Origin of the sequence: Sphingomonas sp. J344 (assembly GCF_024700005.1) — a bacterium.
In the GTDB taxonomy this organism is placed as follows: Bacteria; Pseudomonadota; Alphaproteobacteria; order Sphingomonadales; family Sphingomonadaceae; genus Sphingomonas.
The window spans coordinates 1,386,500-1,406,527 of the sequence record NZ_JAJONB010000001.1 but is presented as its reverse complement, the minus strand read 5'-3'; the positions used below and the strand labels follow the sequence as shown (position 1 = coordinate 1,406,527).

General features: G+C 67.2%; 21 protein-coding genes, 1 other RNA gene and 2 pseudogenes. 11 read left to right on the top strand and 13 right to left on the bottom strand.

Annotation, left to right across the window (positions count from 1 at the left end):
- Nucleotides 1–11 precede the first annotated feature (11 nt).
- The 6 genes and pseudogenes from LRS12_RS07140 to LRS12_RS07115 all read left to right on the top strand — a co-directional run bounded on the left by LRS12_RS07140 (nt 12) and on the right by LRS12_RS07115 (nt 5,681).
- On the top strand, nt 12–1,106 hold the full coding sequence (locus LRS12_RS07140) for a flagellar basal body P-ring protein FlgI (protein WP_257843953.1): 1,095 nt from the start codon (nt 12–14) through the stop codon (nt 1,104–1,106).
- Nucleotides 1,107–1,235: 129 nt separating this feature from the next.
- On the top strand, nt 1,236–1,454 hold the full coding sequence (locus LRS12_RS07135; RefSeq protein WP_257843952.1) for a rod-binding protein: 219 nt from the start codon (nt 1,236–1,238) through the stop codon (nt 1,452–1,454).
- A complete protein-coding gene (flgK, locus tag LRS12_RS07130; RefSeq protein ID WP_257843951.1) occupies nt 1,451–2,782 on the top strand; it encodes a flagellar hook-associated protein FlgK in 1,332 nt (443 codons plus the stop codon). The genes LRS12_RS07135 and flgK overlap by 4 nt, the downstream gene beginning before the upstream one ends.
- Before the next feature lie 4 nt (nt 2,783–2,786).
- Nucleotides 2,787–3,695 (top strand): flagellin, encoded by a 909-nt coding sequence (locus tag LRS12_RS07125; protein WP_257843950.1) that lies wholly within the window; start codon nt 2,787–2,789, stop codon nt 3,693–3,695.
- Nucleotides 3,696–3,788: 93 nt separating this feature from the next.
- On the top strand, nt 3,789–4,652 hold the full coding sequence (gene motA, locus LRS12_RS07120) for a flagellar motor stator protein MotA (protein ID WP_257843949.1): 864 nt from the start codon (nt 3,789–3,791) through the stop codon (nt 4,650–4,652).
- Between the two features lie 125 nt (nt 4,653–4,777).
- Nucleotides 4,778–5,681, top strand: a pseudogene (locus LRS12_RS07115) (flagellar motor protein MotB).
- A 118-nt stretch (nt 5,682–5,799) separates the two neighbouring features.
- Here LRS12_RS07115 and LRS12_RS07110 read toward each other — a convergent pair.
- The 4 genes from LRS12_RS07110 to LRS12_RS07095 all read right to left on the bottom strand — a co-directional run bounded on the left by LRS12_RS07110 (nt 5,800) and on the right by LRS12_RS07095 (nt 9,883).
- Nucleotides 5,800–6,021 (bottom strand): hypothetical protein, encoded by a 222-nt coding sequence (locus tag LRS12_RS07110; protein WP_257843948.1) that lies wholly within the window; start codon nt 6,019–6,021, stop codon nt 5,800–5,802.
- Complete coding sequence (locus tag LRS12_RS07105) at nt 6,018–8,330, bottom strand: TonB-dependent receptor (protein ID WP_257843947.1); 2,313 nt, start codon at nt 8,328–8,330, stop codon at nt 6,018–6,020. The genes LRS12_RS07110 and LRS12_RS07105 overlap by 4 nt, the downstream gene beginning before the upstream one ends.
- Nucleotides 8,331–8,426: 96 nt before the next feature.
- A complete protein-coding gene (locus LRS12_RS07100; RefSeq protein WP_257843946.1) occupies nt 8,427–9,542 on the bottom strand; it encodes a glycosidase in 1,116 nt (371 codons plus the stop codon).
- A 47-nt stretch (nt 9,543–9,589) separates the two neighbouring features.
- Nucleotides 9,590–9,883 (bottom strand): chorismate mutase, encoded by a 294-nt coding sequence (locus LRS12_RS07095; RefSeq protein WP_257845452.1) that lies wholly within the window; start codon nt 9,881–9,883, stop codon nt 9,590–9,592.
- 105 nt (nt 9,884–9,988) lie between these two features.
- Here LRS12_RS07095 and LRS12_RS07090 point away from each other — a divergent pair, with 105 nt between their 5' ends.
- Entirely contained in the window at nt 9,989–11,002 is a 1,014-nt protein-coding gene (locus LRS12_RS07090; RefSeq protein WP_257843945.1) for a polyprenyl synthetase family protein, read from the top strand.
- 142 nt (nt 11,003–11,144) lie between these two features.
- Here the strand turns inward: LRS12_RS07090 and LRS12_RS07085 are convergent, their stop codons facing one another.
- The gene (locus LRS12_RS07085) at nt 11,145–11,357 is read right to left on the bottom strand and encodes a hypothetical protein (RefSeq protein ID WP_257843944.1); all 213 of its coding nucleotides are present in this window, start codon (nt 11,355–11,357) and stop codon (nt 11,145–11,147) included.
- A 94-nt stretch (nt 11,358–11,451) separates the two neighbouring features.
- On the opposite strand from LRS12_RS07085, the pseudogene hrpB reads away from it, so the two are divergent.
- Both hrpB and LRS12_RS07075 read left to right on the top strand, forming a co-directional pair.
- Nucleotides 11,452–13,970: pseudogene (gene hrpB, locus LRS12_RS07080) on the top strand (ATP-dependent helicase HrpB).
- A gap of 10 nt (nt 13,971–13,980) precedes the next feature.
- A complete protein-coding gene (locus tag LRS12_RS07075; RefSeq protein WP_257843943.1) occupies nt 13,981–14,262 on the top strand; it encodes an ETC complex I subunit in 282 nt (93 codons plus the stop codon).
- 3 nt (nt 14,263–14,265) lie between these two features.
- On the opposite strand, the gene LRS12_RS07070 is transcribed toward LRS12_RS07075, so the two are convergent.
- The 6 genes from LRS12_RS07070 to LRS12_RS07050 all read right to left on the bottom strand — a co-directional run bounded on the left by LRS12_RS07070 (nt 14,266) and on the right by LRS12_RS07050 (nt 17,368).
- Nucleotides 14,266–14,799, bottom strand: coding sequence for an NUDIX hydrolase (locus LRS12_RS07070; RefSeq protein WP_257843942.1), 534 nt, complete (start codon nt 14,797–14,799; stop codon nt 14,266–14,268).
- Complete coding sequence (locus LRS12_RS07065; protein ID WP_308222985.1) at nt 14,796–15,245, bottom strand: TPM domain-containing protein; 450 nt, start codon at nt 15,243–15,245, stop codon at nt 14,796–14,798. The genes LRS12_RS07070 and LRS12_RS07065 overlap by 4 nt, the downstream gene beginning before the upstream one ends.
- Nucleotides 15,179–15,469, bottom strand: a complete 291-nt coding sequence (locus tag LRS12_RS19945) for a hypothetical protein (protein ID WP_308222984.1) — start codon at nt 15,467–15,469, stop codon at nt 15,179–15,181. The genes LRS12_RS07065 and LRS12_RS19945 overlap by 67 nt, the downstream gene beginning before the upstream one ends.
- On the bottom strand, nt 15,469–16,281 hold the full coding sequence (locus tag LRS12_RS07060) for a YgcG family protein (RefSeq protein WP_257843941.1): 813 nt from the start codon (nt 16,279–16,281) through the stop codon (nt 15,469–15,471). Before LRS12_RS07060 ends, LRS12_RS19945 begins: the two co-directional genes overlap by 1 nt.
- Nucleotides 16,278–16,700, bottom strand: coding sequence for a YgcG family protein (locus LRS12_RS07055; protein ID WP_257843939.1), 423 nt, complete (start codon nt 16,698–16,700; stop codon nt 16,278–16,280). Before LRS12_RS07055 ends, LRS12_RS07060 begins: the two co-directional genes overlap by 4 nt.
- A gap of 83 nt (nt 16,701–16,783) precedes the next feature.
- A complete protein-coding gene (locus LRS12_RS07050; protein WP_257843938.1) occupies nt 16,784–17,368 on the bottom strand; it encodes a LemA family protein in 585 nt (194 codons plus the stop codon).
- Nucleotides 17,369–17,511: 143 nt separating this feature from the next.
- Here LRS12_RS07050 and mscL point away from each other — a divergent pair, with 143 nt between their 5' ends.
- Nucleotides 17,512–17,946, top strand: a complete 435-nt coding sequence (gene mscL / locus LRS12_RS07045) for a large conductance mechanosensitive channel protein MscL (protein ID WP_257843937.1) — start codon at nt 17,512–17,514, stop codon at nt 17,944–17,946.
- A 31-nt stretch (nt 17,947–17,977) separates the two neighbouring features.
- On the opposite strand, the gene LRS12_RS07040 is transcribed toward mscL, so the two are convergent.
- Entirely contained in the window at nt 17,978–18,409 is a 432-nt protein-coding gene (locus tag LRS12_RS07040; protein ID WP_257843935.1) for an Rrf2 family transcriptional regulator, read from the bottom strand.
- Between the two features lie 89 nt (nt 18,410–18,498).
- Between LRS12_RS07040 and ssrA the strand changes: the two genes are divergently transcribed.
- Nucleotides 18,499–18,883, top strand: a transfer-messenger RNA (tmRNA) gene (gene ssrA, locus LRS12_RS07035).
- Here ssrA and LRS12_RS07030 read toward each other — a convergent pair.
- Complete coding sequence (locus LRS12_RS07030) at nt 18,882–20,024, bottom strand: serine hydrolase (RefSeq protein ID WP_257843934.1); 1,143 nt, start codon at nt 20,022–20,024, stop codon at nt 18,882–18,884. The genes ssrA and LRS12_RS07030 overlap by 2 nt on opposite strands.
- Between the last annotated feature and the right edge of the window lie 4 nt (nt 20,025–20,028).

Genomic DNA, 20,028 nt, shown 5'->3' with positions numbered 1-20,028 from the left:
GGAATTAGACCATGATCCGCTTCCTCATCGCCCTGCTCGCCACCCTGATCCTTGCCCAGCCCGTCGCGGCGGAGCGGATCAAGGATCTCGGCAATTTTCAGGGCATCCGTACCAACCAGCTGACCGGCTACGGCATCGTCGTCGGCCTGCCGGGCACGGGCGACGATAACCTCGAATATACCGTCCAGTCGATGAAGGGCGTCACCGCGCGCTTCGGCCTGGCGCTGCCGCCGGGGGTCAACCCGGCGCTCAAGAATGCCGCCGTGGTTCTGGTCACCGCCGAGCTGCCCGCCTTCGCCAAGCCGGGGCAAAGGCTCGACATCACCGTCTCGTCGATGGGCAAGGCCAAGTCGTTGCGCGGCGGCACCTTGGTGCTGACACCGATGATGGGTGCGGACGGGCAGATCTACGCGATGGCACAGGGCAATCTCGCCGTGGGCGGGCTGGGTGCAGAGGGTGCCGACGGATCGAAGATCGTCGTCAACATCCCCTCGTCGGGCCGCATCCCCGAGGGCGCGACGGTCGAACGCGCAGTCGAGACCGGCTTCGCCACCGCGCCGACGCTGACCTACAATCTCGCCCGCGCCGACTTCACCACCGCGCAGCGCGTCGCCGATGCGATCAATGGCCGCTATGGCTTCGGCACCGCGCGCGCGATCGACGCCGTATCGGTCGCGGTCACCGCGCCGCAGGGTGCCGATGTCCGTGCCCAGATCATGAGCGAGATCGAGAATCTCAACGTCGAATCCGCCGAAGCGGCAGCCAAGGTAATCGTTAACGCACGCACCGGCACCGTGGTCATCAACTCGGCCGTCCGGGTCAGCCCCGCTGCGGTAACACATGGTAAACTTACCGTTCGTATTGATGAATCCCAGCGCGTCAGCCAGCCAATGCCGTTCAGCCAGGGCGAGACCCGGGTCGAGCAGCAGAGCGGCGTCGGCGTCGAGGAGGAGAAGCGGCCGATGTTCCTGATGGATCCGGGTCCCAAGCTTGCCGATGTGGTCAAGGCGGTGAACGCGATCGGCGCGTCGCCGGCCGATCTGGTCGCCATCCTCGAAGCCCTGAAGCAGGCCGGCGCGCTCAAGGCGGAGCTGATCGTCCTGTGACCGACCTTCGCGCCCCCCGCACCCGCAGCGCTCAAGCTGACCGGCAGCGTATCCACGGATACCGCGCGCCTTGGCACGCGCGACAATCTGGACGCGGCGGGCGAGAAGTTCGAGGCGATCTTCACCAAGATGATGCTGTCGTCGATGCGCAAGGCGAAGCTGGCCGACAGCCTGTTCGAAAGCCAGGCACTCGACCAGTTCCGCGACATGCAGGACCAGAAGCTCGCCGAGAATATGGCGGCACACACGCCGATGGGCATCGGCAAGGCGATGACCGAATTCCTCGCCAAGGCAGGCAGCGTGGAGGCGACTCCGGTCGCCGACGTCGACAAGGGTAATATGCCATGACCGACATGCTCTCGATCGGCGCAAGCGGGGTGCGCGCATACCAGACCGCGCTGACCACGACGTCGGAGAATATCGCGAATGCCGGAACCGCCGGCTATTCGCGCCGCATCGCGTCGACCCGCGAGGTGGCCGCACCGAGCGATCCGTCGAACCGCATGCTCAACGGCCTGGGCGTCACCGTCACCGGCATCACGCGTGCGGGCAGCGACCTGCGCAATGCCGAAGTGCGTGCCGCCGGGTCCGATCTGGCACGCAGCGAGGCGGGGATCGTGTGGCTCGACCGGATCGAGAGCGCGCTGACCGGCAACAAGCTCGACGAGCGGATGACCGCCTTCTTCAACGCCGCGACCGCGCTCGCCGCCGATCCGTCGGCCAGCGCGCCGCGCGCAACCTTCCTGCAAGCGGCGGCGACGCTCGCGCACAGCTTCACCGCGACCGCGTCTGCGATCGACGGCGCGGCCGCCGATCTCGACGGCACCGCCGATGCCGCCGTCAACGATCTCAACGCGCTCACCGCCGGCCTCGCCAAGGTCAACGGGTCGCTGGGTCGCACCGCACAGGGCAGCAGCGCGCAGGCCGCGTTGCTCGACGAGCGCGACCGGCTGCTCGATTCGATGGCGGCGCTCACCGATGTCTCGGCCAGCTTCGACGCCGCAGGTCGCGCCACGGTGCGCGTCGGAAGCGGTGGGCCGTTGCTGGTCCAAGGCGACCAGGCGGCGATCGCAACCTATGCGCGCAGCGAAGGCGCCGTATCCTTCGCCGTCTATGGCATCGAGGGTTCGCAGGCGCTGACCCCCGGCGGCGGTGCGCTCGCGGGCCTTGCCGAGGGCGCGGCGCGGCTCGCCGATGCGAAAAGCGCGCTCGACCCGCTCGCGACCGATTTCGCCGACGGCGTGAACGCGGTGCAGGCGGGCGGCGAGAATTTGGGCGGCAATGCCGGCGAACCGATGTTCGCCGCGACTGGCGCGTGCGATTTTCGACTCGTCCTGACCGATCCGCGCGGGATTGCTGCGGCGGCTCCGGGCGGGGGCGAGCGCGACAATGGCAACCTCGGCGCGCTCGCAACGCTGCGCCGCGACGAGGGGTTTGAGAGCCAGGTCACGACGCTGACCACCGGCAATGCCAGCGCCCTCGCGGGCCGTCGCGCCATCGCCGAGGTTCAGTCGACGATCCGCAGCAACGCGGTCGCGGCGCGCGACTCCGTGACCGGCGTCAATGTGGACGAGGAAGCGGTCGACCTGATCCGCTTCCAGCAAGCCTATCAGGCGTCGAGCCGGGTGATCCAGGTCGCCCGCGAAACACTCCAGACCCTCTTCGACATCCGGTGATGCCATGCGCGTGACGACCAGCCAGAGCTTCGACCGCCCCTCGCTGCTGATGGCGAGCCTGAGCAGCCAGGCCGACCGGCTGCAGACGCAGGTGGCGACGGGAAAGAAGATCCTCGCTCCGTCCGACGGCGCATCGGGCTGGCAACAACTGGCCGGCCTCAAGCGCGCCGGCGCGGACGACGGTGCCTATGGTGCCAATATCAAGGCGGCACAGGCGCTGCTTGGCGCTACCGACACCGCGCTCGATCAGGTCGAGACCCAGCTCCAGCGCGCCCGCACGCTCGCGGTACAGGCGGGCAGCGAGACGGTGAACGCCGAGGGACGCGCGGCGATCAAGGTCGAGATCGAGGCGATCCTCACCGACCTGATCGGCGTCGCCAACAGCAAGGACACACGCGGCCATCCGCTGTTCGGAGGCACCTCGGGCAGCGCGGCTTACAGCGTGCAGGAGGATGGCAGCGTTGCCTGGACCGGAGGTGGCGATCCCGCGGCGATTCCGATCGGCGACAATGAATCGATCGCCGCAACCACTAGCGGGGCTCGTGCGTTCGGCGGCATCACGGGGTCCAGCGGGACCACCGACATGTTCCAGATCCTTTCCGCCTTCGCCGCGGCTCTCGGGCCGGACGGAGCGGAGGACGGCGTCGGGGTCGCGATGAGCGACCTCGACGCCGCTCTCGATCATCTCGGCGCGACCCGCGCCTCGGTGGGCGCGCGCGCCTTTCGCCTCGACCTCGAGGCCGAACGGCTGGGCGAGGCGGAGATCACGCGCGAGGCTGCGCGGACCGGCATCGAGGATGCCGACACCGCAACCTCAATCGCCGAGCTGCAGAAGACGCTGACCATTCTTCAGGCGACCCAGGCAAGCTTCACCAAGCTGACCAGCCTGTCGCTGTTCGATTATCTGCGCTGACGCCCTCAAGTTCACAGTGAATCGGTCGTTTAGACAGTTTGAATAGGCCGCCCGCTCGGGAGGCTCCGGTGACTTCGGGGGAAGATCGCGCTCATGTTTCCAGCAATCGGCTTCGTTGTCCTGATCGCGATGGTGTTCGGCGGCTTTGCGCTGACCGGCGGCGCGCTCGGCCCCGTGATGGCAGCCGTTCCGCACGAGATGATGATCATCGGCGGCGCTGCGGTCGGCGCGCTGATCATCGGCAATTCGGGACGCGAGCTGAAGGCGCTGGGCGGCGGCTTCATGAAGGTGATGAAGGGGCCGAAGTACAAGAAGCAGGACTATCTCGACGTCATCTTTCTGGTCAGCAAGCTGATGAAGCTGTTGCGGATCGACGGCCCGATCGCGCTGGAACCGCATGTCGAGGATCCCAAATCTTCGGCGATCTTCGCGGAATATCCGCGCCTGCTCGCCGACCATTCGCTGACCAACCTGATCGCCGACACGCTGCGGCTGGTGGTCGTCTCCTCGGGTACGCTCGACGTGCATGCGGTGGAGGAAGTGATGGACAACGCCATCAAGACTCACCACCACGAGGTCGCCGAACCGCAGCACGCGCTCCAGAATCTTGCCGACGCACTGCCGGCGCTCGGCATCGTCGCTGCGGTGCTCGGCGTGGTCAAGACGATGGGATCGATCGACAAGCCGCCCAGCATCCTGGGCGCGATGATCGGGTCTGCGCTGGTCGGAACCTTTCTTGGCGTGTTGCTCGCCTACGGTCTGGTGGGGCCGCTCGCCGGACGCCTGAAGCAGATCATCGACGCGGACGCCGCGATCTATCACACGGTCAAGCAGATCATCATCGCCTCGCTCCACGGCCACCCGCAGCCACTGGTGATCGAGGCCGCACGGTCCGGGATCGCGCATCACAATCAGCCCGGCTTCGCCGAAGTGTTCGATGGTCTGCGCGGGCGGTAATTCGTGATGTTTGTCGTTCCTGCACCGGACCGCTCCTCCACCCGGCCACCCGATCCGGTTACTCTCGTGGGTGGCCGCTTGGGGGAGCGGGCTGGTGCCGCCTCGCGCCGTGAGGCGCGCAAGCCATGACCGCGCGTGCACCTCACGCGGCGAAGCAGCCGCCCAAGATCGTCGTCAAAAAGATCTACATCGGCGGCGAAGGCGGTCATCATGGCGGCGCGTGGAAGGTCGCCTATGCCGATTTCGTGACAGCGATGATGGCGTTCTTCCTGCTGATGTGGCTGCTCGGCGCGACCAATGAAAAGCAGCGCAAGGCACTCGCCGACTATTTCGCGCCGACGCTGATCGAGTTCAAGCAGAACAGCGCCGGCTCCAACGGCCTGTTCGGCGGCGACGCGATTCAGGGCAAGGACAACTACCCCACCAACGCCAAGCAGACGGGCACGCGGTCGATGACCATTCCTGCCGGGGCGGTCGGCGGCGACCGGGTCGGTACCGGCGAGCAGGGCAGCCTCAAGAACAAGGAGGCGATGGACGCCGCCGACCGCAAGAGCTTTGCCAAGATGAAGAGCGAAATCGAGCGGAAGATGAAGGCCAATGGCCTGACCCGACTCGGCAAGCAGGTGCGGTTCGTGCCGACGCGCGAGGGGATGCGGATCGACCTGATGGACGATGCCGACTATTCGATGTTCGCGCTGGGCACGACCAGCTTCGTCCCTGATGCGGCCGCGCTGGTAAAGCTGGTCGCGCAATCAATCGCGGATTCTGGAGAACCCGCTGATGATCCGCGGCCATACCGACAGCCTGCGCTATGGCGACCCGACCAACATGAACAACTGGATGCTGTCGAGCGCGCGATCCGAAGAGACGCGTCGTCGGCTGGTGGCGGCAGGGGTCCCCGAAACGCGCTTCGAGCGGATCGAGGGGGTCGCCGACCGCGAGCCGATGATTGCCGACAACCCCGCCGACCCGCGCAATCGCCGCGTCGCGATCACCCTGCTCTATCGCAAAAGCAAGCTGGGGCGTTGATTGCTTCAGCTTCGCAGAGGGTGCGGCACCGTCCTTCGCAGCCTTCCGCCGATGCTTCGCATCGTCGGAGCCTGGGCTGCGCCGCCGCACGCGTCGCATAAGCGACGCCAGGTATCCCTCAGAAGAACAGCTTTCGCACGCTGATCCGGACGGTCCGCCCGACCGGATCGAGCAAGGTCGGCTGATAGCTGTACGGCGTCCCACCGGTCGCGTCGGTCACCTTCAGGCGGTTGTCGAAGACATTGTCGACCGACAGTACGATGCGCGTCCCCGCTAGCCAGCGATTGTCACGGACGAATTTGAACTGCGGGCCCAGGTTCGCGAACAGGCGCAAATTCACAGTCGCGAAATCGTCGAAGCGAAGCTGACCGGTGCCAGTCGCCCCCCGGCGACGCGCGTCGCGCTCTGCCAGTCGGCGTTGAGGCGCAGGCCGATACCGTCGCGCACCACACCCGCGCGCACCTCGACCTGATGGCGCGGCGATCCGCCGCGACTCCCGGTCGCCGATCCGCCGAGCAGGTCGAGTTCGGGCAGGCCATCCCGAATCGTGATCCGGTCGGTGAGCGCGACGGTGTGAAATACGCCGAATTGCAACCGCCCGCCGCCGCCCCCACCACCGGGACCGCCAAAGCCACCGAAGCCGCCGCCACCCGGGCCACGCCCGCCACCGCCGCCAAAGCGCGGACCACCGCCCGGTCCTGCGCCCGGAGCTCCCTCGCCGCGTCGCGGACCTGCGCCTTCGGGTGGCGGCGGCGCATTTTCGCCCGCTTGGCCCGGCTGCGGCTGGCCCTGTTGCTGCTGGCGTTGGCGTGCGGCAATCATCGCCTCACGCCGCGCACGGAACTCCTCCGCCGCCTTGCGCGCCAGCGGCGAGCTGATCGGCGCGGAGAAGTTGATTCCCCAACGCAGCTGTTCTCGTTCGCTGCGCGCAAAGTTGACCGGGCGATTGTCGATGCGGATCAGCTGGCCGGCACCGTCGCGTTCGAACCGGTCCGGGAACGCGGCTTCGATCTCCGCCGTCGCGGTAGGAAAGGACGAGATCGGATTGCGGATCGTGATTTTGGTGTAGTCCAGGTTGAAGCTCAGATCGAGCTTCTGGATCGGCTGATAGTTGAGGCCCAGTTTCATCACGCTGCGATTGTCGGCGGACAGGCCCGGGTTGCCGCCATCGGTGCGGATGATGTCGACGGTCTCGCCCCGCACGAAGTCGAACACGCGGACATTGGGCGTCGCGACCACCGGATTGCCCAGCTGCTGAGCGCTGGGCGCGCCCTCCTCCTCGGTGAACGACGCGAGCATGCGCAGCCCGTCAATCGGTGACCAGTTGACGCCATATCCATAGGTCAGCAGCGTCCCGAAGTCCGACAGCTGCTCAACCTCGGCATTGGCATTGAGCGACAGATTGCCGAGCGGCCCGAGCACCGCCTTGCTCCGACTGGCGATCGGCAGGTCGATATTGGCGCGCGCGCTGCCACTCGTCCGACCGATATCGGTGACGGTATAAACCCCTGCGCGGCGTGACTGCGCGTCGAAATCGCTGGTCCGCGCCGCCAAACGCAGGCTGCTATTGATTGCGCCGGCGGGCAGGTCGGCGAGCGGACCGTTGACGAGGCCATCGACCGACCCGACGTTCGACACTGATTGCGCCCAGTCGGTCAGGCCGGTGTTGCGATCGGTGAGCGTGCGGGTTTCGGCGCGGTCCCAGTTTCCGGTCAGCGACCAACGCCATTTGGTCGAGATGTCACCGTTGAACGAAACGCCGCCCTGCAGCGTGTTGGTGCTGCTGCTGCGCTCGAGCGGATCGGTGCCACCAGTCGGCAGGCCGAGCAGCGAGTCGCTCCAATTCTGCTCCATCCGGAGATTGGCGGTCGCGACGGTCTTGCCGATATTGCGGCTCAACACGCCGTTCATCGTCAGGCTCTGCGTTGCGGGGCGCAGCGAGCGGAAGTCGATATCCGAACGCGGCGACGCGGGATCCTGAACGATGTCGCGCTCACTCTCCAGCAGCATCGAATCGCGCTCATATTCAAGGTCGAGGTTGATCCGGCCATTGGGATTGAGGCGGAGCATGCTCAGCTCCACATCCTGTCCCGCCGTGCCACCATCGGTCGCGGCGCTTCCGTCCAGCTCGACCGTGAACGAACGGAAACGGCGGCGGAGCACGATGTTCACGACCCGCTGATCGGCGCGATAGCCGAGCTTGAGTGCAGCCTCCTCGGGCAGGATGTCGATCCGCTCGATCGCCTCGGGCGGAATATCGCGGATTTCGCCGAATCCCGAAATGCGCCGGCCGCTGAGCAGCAACACCGGTGCACCGCCGCCGCGCCCGCGACCGCTGCGCGTCTGGGGTTCCAGTTCGGTCAGCAGTTCGGCGAGCGATCCGACGCCGTAAGCGCGGATGTCGGCAGGGTTGAGCACCAGTTCGGGCTTGACGTCACCGGGTACCGATCCGCGCGGGGCGGAACCGGTGACGACGACTTCCTCGACATCCTCCGCCATGTCGCCGCCGCCGGGCGCGCCCGGGTCTGGATCCTGCCCGCGTTGCTGCGGTGCCGCAGACGGTGCGACAGACCCGGACTGGGCACTCGCCATCGCCGCGGGCGAAGCCGTCGTCATCAATACCGCCATCATCCAGGCCGCTTGCCGCATCACATCACTCCAGAACGCATGAACACGCGCCGAAAAACTCGGCATCGGCGCATTAGCCGCGCTTTGTCGCAAAATTGTGCCGCTGCGAAGACGCGGTCAGGCGAACAGCGTTTTGGGGATATGCGAAATGCGGCAGGCAAGGTCCGCCTCGCCGCTCGCAACGATCCAGCCGTCGCCGGCATCGACAATGCCGGTGGTGAACACGACCGGGGCGGGCAAATAGCGACGATCGGCGATCCCCTGAGTCAGCGCGGGCCGCTCCTCCAGCAGCGGAGCATCATCCTGCTGCCGCACGACCAGCGACGGATCGTCGCGGTCGAGCAACGCCCAATAGGTGCGATAGACGCCGATCGTGTCGCTCCGCTCCACCCCATGATACAGGGTCAGCCAGCCCTGCGGGGTCAGCACCGGCGGCGTGCCCCCGCCCATCCGCAAATTGGTCGCGGTCCCGCGCCGTGCGCGCAGCCCAGGCGCGTCGAGCGGCTTCCAGTGCAGCCCGTCGGGGGAGTGGGCGAGCTGGATCGCCGGGCCGCCGGCGAACGGGCTGTCGGGCGGCGGCGCGAACCACGCCTCGCCCAGTGGGCGGGTCAGCGCCATGAACTTGCCCGCAACCTTCCCCTCGAACAGGCACATGTCCTTGTTCTGGTGGTCGAGCACGATCCCTTCGCAGCGATAATCGAGCCCGTTCACCGATCGGTAGAGCGCGGTGCACTGCCGCTCGTCCGACACCGCGCACACGGTCATGTACCATGCGCCGCCGATCAGGCTGATCCGCGCGTCCTCGATCCCCAGCCCCATATACGAGGCCGAGGGCTCGATCGCCTTGTCGTAATGGACCTTCACCACGCTGCGCCCGTCGCCCGAAATCTCGACTGGCAACAGCCAGGAGAGCGAGGTCAGTCCCGACAGGCGCGGCCCGTCTCCACGCAGCCGAAAGGTGCGCGGATCGTCCATTTCGATATCGCACAGCGGATAGCGGTCGAGCACATAGCCATCGGGGGTCCAGCGGATCGCGCGGGCATGGTCTCCGACTACCGGCTCGGTCAGCGCCTCGGCCACGCGGACCATCAGCAGCAGATTGCCGCCGGGCAGCCGGGTCAGGCCGGGGTTGAACGCGCCGAGCACATAGGTGTCGGCCCCAAGCGATCGGCGCAGCGGCGAGCGTGTCAGATCGACATCGTCGGGCGTGAAGATCAGCGTGTCGTCGATCACGGCATCTGCGCCCCTGCTGCCACTATCTGCGCCAACCGCACCACCACTTACTCGGTTCCCGACGAATCCTGCATTCCGGCGTGGTGGCGGATCACCTCGTCGATGATGAAACGCAGGAATTTCTCGGAGAATTCGGGGTCGAGATCGGCCTCCGCTGCTAGGTCGCGCAAGCGGGCGATCTGGCGCTCCTCGCGCGCGGGATCGGCGGGGGGCAGGTTCGTTTCCGCCTTGAACCGCCCGACTGCCTGGGTGATCTGGAAACGCTCGGCGAGGAGAAACACCAGCGCCGCGTCGATCCGATCGATGCTCTGGCGATAGCGCTGTAAAGTCTCTTCGCTCATCTCATGCCCTTCGCATTTGCCGCCGCGCGCCTTCTCGCCGCGCTTTGGTGCCTGCGCAACCCTCAACGCTTGCCTTTGCGTCAACTTGCCGCCATCGCGTGCGGCATGAGCGCGACCATTCATCGCATCGGCCGTGGCGCCGAACCCTCACTCGAACCGATGATCGCGCTGGTCACTGGCGACATGAACCATGTCAACGCCGTGATCCTTGACCGGATGCAGTCGCAGATCCCGCTGATCCCCGAACTTGCGGGTCACCTGATCGCGGGCGGCGGCAAAAGGATGCGTCCGATGCTGACGCTGGCCAGCGCACGGCTGCTGGATTATCCGGGCAACCGCCACCACCGGCTCGCCGCCGCGGTCGAGTTCATCCACACCGCGACGCTGCTCCACGACGATGTCGTCGACGGCAGCGACATGCGCCGGGGCAAGCGCACCGCCAATCTGATCTGGGGCAATCCGGCGAGCGTGCTGGTCGGCGATTTCCTGTTCAGCCGCAGCTTCGAGCTGATGGTCGAGGATGGCAGCCTCAAGGTGCTCAAGATCCTGTCCAACGCCAGCGCGGTGATCGCGGAGGGCGAGGTCAACCAGTTGACCGCCGCGCGCCGCATCGACCTCGACGAAGGCCGCTATCTCGACATTATCGGCGCAAAGACCGCCGCCTTGTTCGCCGCCGCCTGCCGCATCGCCGCGGTCGTGGCGGAACGCAGCGAGGCGGACGAAGCCGCGCTCGACGCCTATGGCCGCAACCTCGGCATCGCGTTCCAGCTGGTCGACGACGCGATCGACTATGTTTCCGACGCCGGAACGATGGGCAAGGATGCCGGCGACGATTTCCGCGAGGGCAAGATGACCCTGCCCGTCATCCTCGCCTATGCGCGCGGCAATGACGAAGAGCGCGCCTTTTGGCGTGAGGCGGTGTTGGGCCGCCGCAACGACGACGCGGATTTCGCGCATGCGGTCGAACTGGTCCGATCGAGCCGCGCGGTCGACGACACGCTTGCCCGCGCGCGTCACTATGGCCAGCGCGCGATCGATGCCATCGGCGGATTCCCGGCGAGCGCGGCAAAGGATGCAATGATCGAAGCGGTCGAATTCGCGGTGGCGCGGGCGTATTGAAGGACAGCATCCGTCATCCCCGCGAAAGCGGGGACCCATTTCCCGGACTGTCCAACCACTTGCCGGCTCGGTGCGCCGATAGCGTAGAGATGGGGCCCCGCTTTCGCGGGGGTGACGACCGGGGCATCGCGAAGTGCGCGACCTATTCCTCGACCGGCTCGTCCGCGTCCTCATCGACGCCGAGCACGTCTTCCTCGTCCACGTCGAGCGCTTCGCCGATCGCGTCGGCGATCAGGTCGAGCTGTTCGTAGCTGGCGGTCAGCTCGATCGTCTCGCCATCCTCATCCTCGAAATTGAGCAGATAGTCGCCGCTGCCGTCCGCCGCGACCGTGAAGCTTGAAACCGTCCGTGCCATACGCCGTCTCCTTTCCGATTGGGCGCAACGCATGCCGCGCGATCCGGTGCCATCGCGGCTTCAAGCATCGCGCCGAATTGCGTAGGGCGAGCGGGTGAGCGACCTTCCGATCCATGCCGTCCTGCCCGATCTGCTTGCCCGCCTGCGCGGTGCGAGCAACGCGGTGCTGGTCGCGCCGCCGGGGGCGGGCAAGACGACGGCGGTGGCACCCGCGCTGTTGGCCGAGCCATGGTGCGACGGTGAGATCCTGCTCCTCTCCCCCCGCCGCCTCGCCGCGCGCGCTGCGGCGGAACGCATGGCGGCGCTGGCCGGGGAGAAGGTGGGCGCGACCTTCGGATACGCGACGCGGATGGACACGCGGCGGTCGGCTGCGACGCGGGTCACGGTCGTGACCGAAGGGATTTTCGTCAACCGCATCCAGGTCGACCCCGAGCTGGCCGGAATCAGCGCGGTATTGTTCGACGAGGTCCATGAACGCAGCCTCGACAGCGATTTCGGGCTGGCGCTGGCGCTGGATGCTCAGGGTGCGTTGCGGCCCGACCTGCGCATCGTGGCGATGTCGGCGACGCTCGACGGCGGACGCTTCTCCGCGCTGATGGACGGCGCGCCGGTGATCGAGAGCGAGGGTCGCAGCTATCCGCTGGAGCTGCGCCATCTTGGCCGCCCGGCCGAGGCGCGGATCGACGAGCCGGTTGCCGCCGCGATCCGCCAGGCTTTGCGCGAGGCTGAGGGCGGCATCCTCGCCTTCCTGCCCGGCGTTGCCGAGATCGAGCGCACCGCCGAGCGGTTGGGCGATGTCCCCGGTGCGGTGGTCTACAAGCTCCATGGCAGCCTCGACCCCGGTGCCCAGCGCGCCGCGATTGCCCCCGATCCGCAGGGGCGGCGCAAGATCGTGCTGGCGACGTCGGTCGCCGAAACCTCGCTGACCCTCGACGGCATCCGCGTCGTCGTCGATTCGGGACTGGCGCGTCGCCCGCGCTATGACCGCGCGGCGGGGATGACGCGGCTGGTGACCGAACGCGCGAGCCAGGCATCGGCGACCCAGCGCGCCGGTCGTGCGGCGCGACAGGGGCCGGGGGTTGCCTATCGGCTCTGGGAAGCCGCCGCGACAGCGGGGATGCCGCCATACGACCCGCCCGAGATCCTGGAGGCCGATCTGTCGGCGCTGACGCTCGATTGCGCGCTTTGGGGTGTCGCCGATCCGCGTGACCTCAACTGGCTCGACCCGCCGCCGGCCGCCGCCGTGGCCGAGGCACGCGCGCGGCTGACCACGCTCGACGCGCTCGACGCCGCTGGCCGCCCCACCGCGCATGGCAAGGCGATCGCCGCGCTCCCGCTCCCGCCCCGGCTCGGCCATATGCTGGTGCGGGCAGGGGAATTGGGGTTGGCGACCATCGCCGCGCAGGTCGCGGTGCTGCTCGGCGAGCGCGGGCTGGGCGGCCCCGACGCCGACCTCGAAACCCGGATGCGGCGCTGGCGGAGCGAACGCGGCCAGCGCGCCGAGGCGGCGTGGAAGCTGGCCGAGCGCTGGGCGAAACTCCTCCCTCTCCCCTCCGGGGGAGAGGGCCGGGGATAGGGGCGGTGCCATGCCCTCTCCACTACTGCCCCTCTCCCAACCCTCTCCCCGGAGGGGAGAGGGCTTTGATGACGTCGCCCTGTGCATCGCCCTCGCCTTCCCCGACCGGATCGCGCGGCGGCGCGACGCATCGGGCGAGACCTGGGCCTCGGCCGGCGGACGCGGGTTCAAGCTCGACCCCGCATCGTCGCTCGCCCGCCACGAATGGCTTGCGGTCGCCGAAACCCAGGGGATGGCAGCGGGCGCGCGCATCCTGTCCGCCGCCCCGCTCGACCCCGCGCAGATCGAGACCCTGTTCGCCGATCGCATCGAAACGCGCCGCCATGTCCGCTTCGACCCCGCCACCGGGCGGGTCGAGGCCATGCGCGAACGGCGGCTGGGCGCGATCCGCCTGTCCAGTGGCCTCGACACTAGCGCCGACCCGGACGAGGTCGCCGCCGCCCTGCTTGAAGGAGTGCGCGCGCATGGCCTGGCGCTGCTCCCCTGGTCCGACACCGCGCGGGCGCTGCGCACCCGCGCCGCCTATGCCGGGTTGGAGCCGCTCTCGGACGCCGCGCTGATCGCCGATCTCGATGACTGGCTCCCCCGGCTGCTGACGGGCAAACGCCGCCTCGACGCCGTGTCGGCAGAGGGGCTGACCCAAGCGTTACAGAACCGCATCGGCTGGGACGGGCAAAAGACGCTCGACCGCCTCGCCCCCGCGCGGCTCGAAACCCCCCGCCGGGTCGAGCCATGCGATCGATTATGCGGCGGAGGGCGGCCCGACGGTCGAGGTGCGGGTGCAGGCGCTGTTCGGCCTTGCGACGCACCCGATGCTCGGCGACGGCACGCCGCTGGTCCTGTCGCTCACCTCCCCCGCCGGTCGCCCGATCCAGACGACCCGCGACCTGCCCGGTTTCTGGAAGGGCAGCTGGGCCGACGTCGCCAAGGAGATGCGAGGCCGCTACCCCCGCCACCCCTGGCCCGACGATCCCGCCGCCGCCAATGCGACGCTGCGCACCAAAAATGCAGATGCACGGCGCAGCGGTTCGCGATAAAGAGCGCGTCATGGCAAGCGCACGCATCTATCAACGCCCCAAGAACGCGATGCAGTCGGGTCGCGCCCGCACCGACCGCTGGGTGCTCGAATTCAGATCGACCGACAAGCAGCGCCCCGACCCGCTGACCGGCTGGGCCGGATCGGGCGACACGCGCGCGCAGCTGCGGCTGAACTTCCCGACGCTGGAGGCGGCGCAGGATTATGCGAAGCGCGAAGGAATCGACGCGCATGTCGTCCCGGCGCCGGTAAAGACGCTCAAGCTCCAGGCCTACGCCGACAATTTTCGCTGAGGCTCAGGGAAGCAGGCTGCTTCCCAACGCCAGTAACAGCTTCACGTCGATCGCCACGCCGCGTGCGCGGCAACCCGCGACATAAGCCGGGACGTCCGCCAGCTTGACGCGGTGGACGATGATATTCTCGCCTTCCACCCCACCGCCGTCGCTCACCCGCGTCAGGCCATGCGCGCGGACCAAAGTGAAACTCTCGCTGACCATGCCGGGCGACGAGAAGAACTCCCCCAGCGATTCGACCCGCGCCGCGCGATAGCCGGTCTCTTCCTCCAGTTCGCGGGCGGCGGCGATCTCGACCGCCTCATCGTCGCCGCCATCGCCGATCAGCCCGGCGGGCAGCTCGAGGCAGTTGCGGCCGAGCGGCACGCGATATTGCTCGACCAGCAGCAGATGCCCGTCGTCATCCACCGCGACGATCACCGCCGCGCGAATCCCGCGGGCGCGGGCGACATATTCCCAGCGGCCCTGGCGTTTCGCCGTGATGAACTTGCCCTGCCAGACCGTCTCGACCGGCGCGTCGCTGTCGGGAAAGCTCACAGCTCGATCAGCCGGTCGGGCAGCTCGTTCTGGTCAGTCGCGGTTTTGGGGAAGTGCGTGGTCAGCACCGCGCCGATCCGCGTCACCGCATCGGCCATGCCGCCCGCCGGGTCGCCGGCGCGCACCTTGTCGACCAGCGCGACCATCGCCTCGCCCCACACGCCTTCCTCGACCTTGGCCAGGATCGCTTCATCCGCGACGATCTCGGCGCGGTGTTCGGCAAGGCTGACATAGAGCAGCACGCCGACACGCGCGGCAGTGCGCTTTTCGGCGCTCGCCTTGAAGAACTGCACCGCGCGCCGCCGCACCCGCCGTCCGCGCACCGCTCCGGGGATCAGCACCCCGCGCATCGGCAACGCCTCGAAGCCGAAGCGCACGCCTAGGAAGACCAGCGCCTGAACCACCACCAGCAGCGCCAGCTGAAGATGCCGCTCCGCCTCCCCCAACCGCCGGTGAACAACGCGAGCTTGGCGTCGAGCAGGTCGGGGAAGAAGGCGAACAGACCCAAGGCCGCCAGCATCGCCGCGCCGGCATAGTAAAGCGAGACATCGTGATAATGATCCGACCAGTCGGTGACAATTGTCACGATCTCGCCATCGGTACCGCGCTCAGCCTCCGCCACCGCAGCGGTGACGCGGGCATGTTCTTCAGCTGTAAAACGCCGTGCCATCACCATCCCCCCGATGCGCCGCCGCCACCGAAACCGCCACCGCCGCCGGAAAAACCTCCCCCGCCGCCAAAGCCGCCTCCACCACCCCAGGAGGAGCCACCGCCTCCGCCCCAGGACGATCCGCCGCCGCTACCCCAGCCGGGTCCCCAGATCACCACCGGCGCGCGGCCACGGCGATATTTCTTGCCGCGCGCCGCGCCGATGATGATCGGCAGCACGACGAAGATCAGGATCGCGAGCCAGAAGATCAGCACGATCAGGCCCGCGCCGTCTTTCTTGCGCGACTTGCCGCTGTCGATTAGCTGCTTGGCGCGCGCCTCAGCGGCTTCGAGCGGGAGCTTGAGTTGTTCGTTGATCGCGGTTGCGCCCGCCATGATCCCGCCGGGCATGTCCCCATCCCTGAAGCGTGGGATGATCGTGTCGCGGACGATCATCCCCGACAGCGCGTCGGTCATGATCGGCTCAAGGCCATAGCCGACCTCGATCCGCACCTTGCGCTCATTGGGCGCGACCAGCAGGATGATGCCGTTGTCGGCATCCTTCTGCCCGATCTGCCACGTGCGCCCGAGCTTGTAGCCGAAATCCTCGATCGGATAGCCTTGAAGGTCCGGCACCGTGGCGACCACCAGCTGACGCCCGGTCGCCTTCTCGGTCGCGTCCGACATCGCGGTCAGCTCAGCCTCCTGTGCGGGGCTCAGCAGATTCGCCGCATCTACGACCCGCCCGGTCAGCTTGGGAAAATTCTGCGCCGATGCCGCCTGCCCCGCAAAGGCGGCGAGCAACAGGGCGAGAAGAAGGTGCATCAGCCTCATGGCGTTGCTCCGGGTACATTGATTTCACGGATGATCGCGGCGCTTCCGGCTAGAATGGCCCCGGACATGTTGCCCGATCGGATGCGCGGAATGATCGTGCGGGTGATAATCGCCTTTGCCTCTTCGTCGCGTAGCACGCCTTCGAGGCCATAGCCGACCTCGATCCGCACCTGACGTTCATTGGGCGCGACGATCAGCATGACGCCGTCATCGACATCCACCCTACCGATACCCCATTTGCGACCCAGCTCCACACCGACGTCCTCGATCTTGCGGCCGTGCAGCGTCGGCAAGGTTACGACGACGAACTGGCCGCGCGTTGCGCGCTCGGTGGTCTGCAACGCACGGTCGAGCAGCGCCTCCTTGTCCGGCGACAGCAGGTCCGCCGCATCGACAACCCGCCCCGTCAGCGCGGGCAATGTCGGCGACGCATCCGGCGTCGACCCCGACCCTGCCGTCCCGCACCCGGCGAGGAGCAGGAGCGGCAGAAGGCGGTGCGCGATCAGTTGCTGTTCCCGAAGTCCACCTTGGGCGCGGTGTCGGCGCCCGGCGTGGTCGCCTGGAACGGGGCCATCGGCTTGGCACCGTAGAAGATCTTGGCGCCGATCGCGTCGGGGAAGGTGCGGATGGTGGTGTTATAGCTCTGCACCGCCTCGTTATAATCGCGGCGGGCGATGCCGATGCGGTTCTCCGTCCCCTCCAGTTGGCTCATCAGCGTCGCGTAATTGGCCTGGCTCTTGAGCTCGGGATAGGCCTCCTGCAGCCGCTGAAGCGACAGGGTCACGCCGGCCTGCACGCGGTCATAGGCGGCGAGCTTGGCGGGATCGGTCAGGTCGGCGTCGCTGACGCGCACCTGAGTCGCGGCGGCGCGCGCCTGCGTCACCTCGGTCAGGATCGCCTTTTCCTGTGCGCCCGCCGCGCGGACGGTGGAGACGAGATTGGGGATCAGGTCAGCGCGCCGCTGATATTGATTCTGCACCTCGGCCCATTTTGCCTTGGCAGTTTCTTCGGCGGTCGGAACGCTGTTGAGCCCGCAGGCGGACAGCATGGCCGCGGCAACCAGCGCGGCAACCAGACGAAGCTTCATCGCGGTGAATCCCTCATAGTGTGTCGCATCCATACGACACCGCACATTTAGGGGGCGCTCGGGTAGTGCGCAATGGAAACCGGAAATTTGCAGCGGAGCGAGGCGTTGGCTAGCCTCACCACGCACTCAAAGGGGGATCGCCCATGCTCAACGAATTCAAGGCCTTCATTGCGCGCGGCAATGTGCTCGACCTCGCCGTCGCAGTGATCATCGGTGCCGCGTTCGGCAAGATCGTGACGTCGTTGACCGAGGACATCATCATGCCGGTAATCGGCAGGATTTTTGGCGGCCTCGATTTCTCCAGCTACTTTCTGGTGCTGGGCGACGTCCCCGAGAACCTTCAGGGATCGACCGACTATGCCGCACTGAAGAAGGCAGGCGTCCCGCTGTTCGGCTATGGCGAGTTCGTGACCCAGGCGGTGAATTTTCTCATCATCGCCTTCATCATCTTCCTGCTGATCCGCGCGGTGAACCGCATCGTGCCGAAGCCCGAAGCGGCGGCGCCGAGCGATCCGGCCGACGTGGTGCTGCTGCGTGAGATCAGGGACGAACTGCGCAAGCGGAACGAAAGCGCTTGAGTTGAGGAGGCACCGTCAGGCGCCAAGAAAATTAGGCCGCCGCTAGATCCTCGGCGGTGGCATCCGCCAGACTGGTCCCGTCGAGGATGCGTGCGGTTTCGTCGCGTACCCGCGCCATGGCATGACGGATCGCGCACGCCGCCTCGTCCTTGCAGTCGAGGCAAGGGCGATAGGCGGTGCGGCTGACGCATGGCACCAGCGCCAGCGGCCCTTCGATCACCCGGATGATCTCGCCCAGCGAGATCAGGTGGTTGGCACGCGCGAGCCGGTAGCCGCCCATCTTGCCGCGCGTCGACAGGATGAACCCTGCTTCACGCAGATCGGCCAGGATCAGTTCGAGAAACTTGCGCGGCACATTCGCTTCGGCGGCGATCCGCGTCATCGGCGTCGGCGCGCCATCCCGCGGCTGCTTCGCCAGAAACAGCATGGCGCGCAGGGCATAGCGAGAGCGCTGAGTCAGCATGGCATGCTCTTTGCGCGCGGTTTATGGCGATGGGAAGGCCAAATCCCATCGTTCTTGTTAGATTTCGGCACCGACCCGCGCCAGAACCCGCTCTTTTCAATCGGATTTGGCGTCCCTATATCGGTGAGGCCGGGTTCGCCCGGCTATGACGATAAATTGTGGCGTGCAATAGACGCAGCGGACCCGGGGGCAGTACCCGGCGGCTCCACCAGAAATGGTGGCTTTCTGGAGACCGTTTCTGACGGGGCCGAACCAGGATCGACGTGTGTTGAAAAGCGTTTCTTTCGTTCGGAATGGGACCACCGCGACGGCCCATACACACAAGTGCCAACGATAACGAAGCACTCGCTATTGCGGCCTAACCCCAAGTCCTAACGGACTAAGGTTAGACTAAAATGCGCGGTTGGACCGCACCGGGCAACAGAAGCGGATTCCAGCGGTACGGGGAGCACCGGGCAACAGAAGCTCCCCACTATCTGCCCTTTGCCAGCTTCTCTTCCTCGACGCTGAACGCCGACCGCCCCTTGCTTGTGGGCGGAGTTGCGGTGGCGAAGAAGGCCACGCCCTTCCCCGCCGCGCGGTCGATCCACAGCCCCGAGCGTAACCCATAGGCCTCTCCGGCATGGCCGATCCGCGTGCGGCCATCGCCGAACAGGTCGTCGTCGCATCCGGCCCGCGCAGTCGGCAATGTGGTAACTGCCAGCCCATACTGGCAGTAGAAGCCACCCGTCGTGTCACCATTGGCGCCGTCGAAGCGCCACGCTACGCGCTCCAGCTCGGCGATCGACTCCTTCCTGAGGAACCTGCCGTCATTGCGCAGCAGCATCGCCCCAATCACCGCCAGGTCGCGCATCGACGCACGCAGCCCGCCCTGTGGCGAGAACAGCGCGCCATTTTCCCCCAGCCGGTATTCGCCAAGGTCGCAGCCATCTTTGGCGATCACCGCGCACTCGGGCCGCTTGCCCTTGAGGTCGTCGAGCGCGGTCTCCCCGCTCGCACGGTACAGTACGACATGCCGCGCAATCTTCGCGTCCGAACAAGTCGACCAGTTGAAACAGGCATCGAGCTTCAACGGCGTCAGGACCAACCGCTGCATCAGCCGGTCGAACCGCTCGCCACCGGCCTTCTCCATCACGCTCGCGATCACCGGGAATGCAACGTTGGAATAGCGGAAATAGCTGCCCGGACCGTGCTGTGCGTCCCATAACGTCGGTCGCGCAATCACATCGGCAAGCCGGTCGCCGAGCGGCACGCGATACTCCTCCGGGTCGATCAGCCCCGAACGATGCGACAACAGATGGCGCAGGGTCACCGGCGCGTCGGGAAAGGCCGGGTTGCGCATCCGCCAGCCCAGCACTTCCGACACGTCGCGATCCAGGGCGAGCTGCTCCGCCTCGACCATCCGCATCACCCCGAGCGCGACCACCAGCTTGGAGATGCTGGCGATCCGCACCGGATCGTCGGCGGTGACGCGGCGTCCGGTGGTGCGATCCGACACACCGTTCGCCCGCGCCCCCGTCACGCCCTTCGCGTCAAAGGCGACCCGCACCTCGGCCGGGCCGGTGGTCGCGCAGCCCGCGAGCAGCAGCCCGGCGACCAGCACGACCGACCGCATCGCG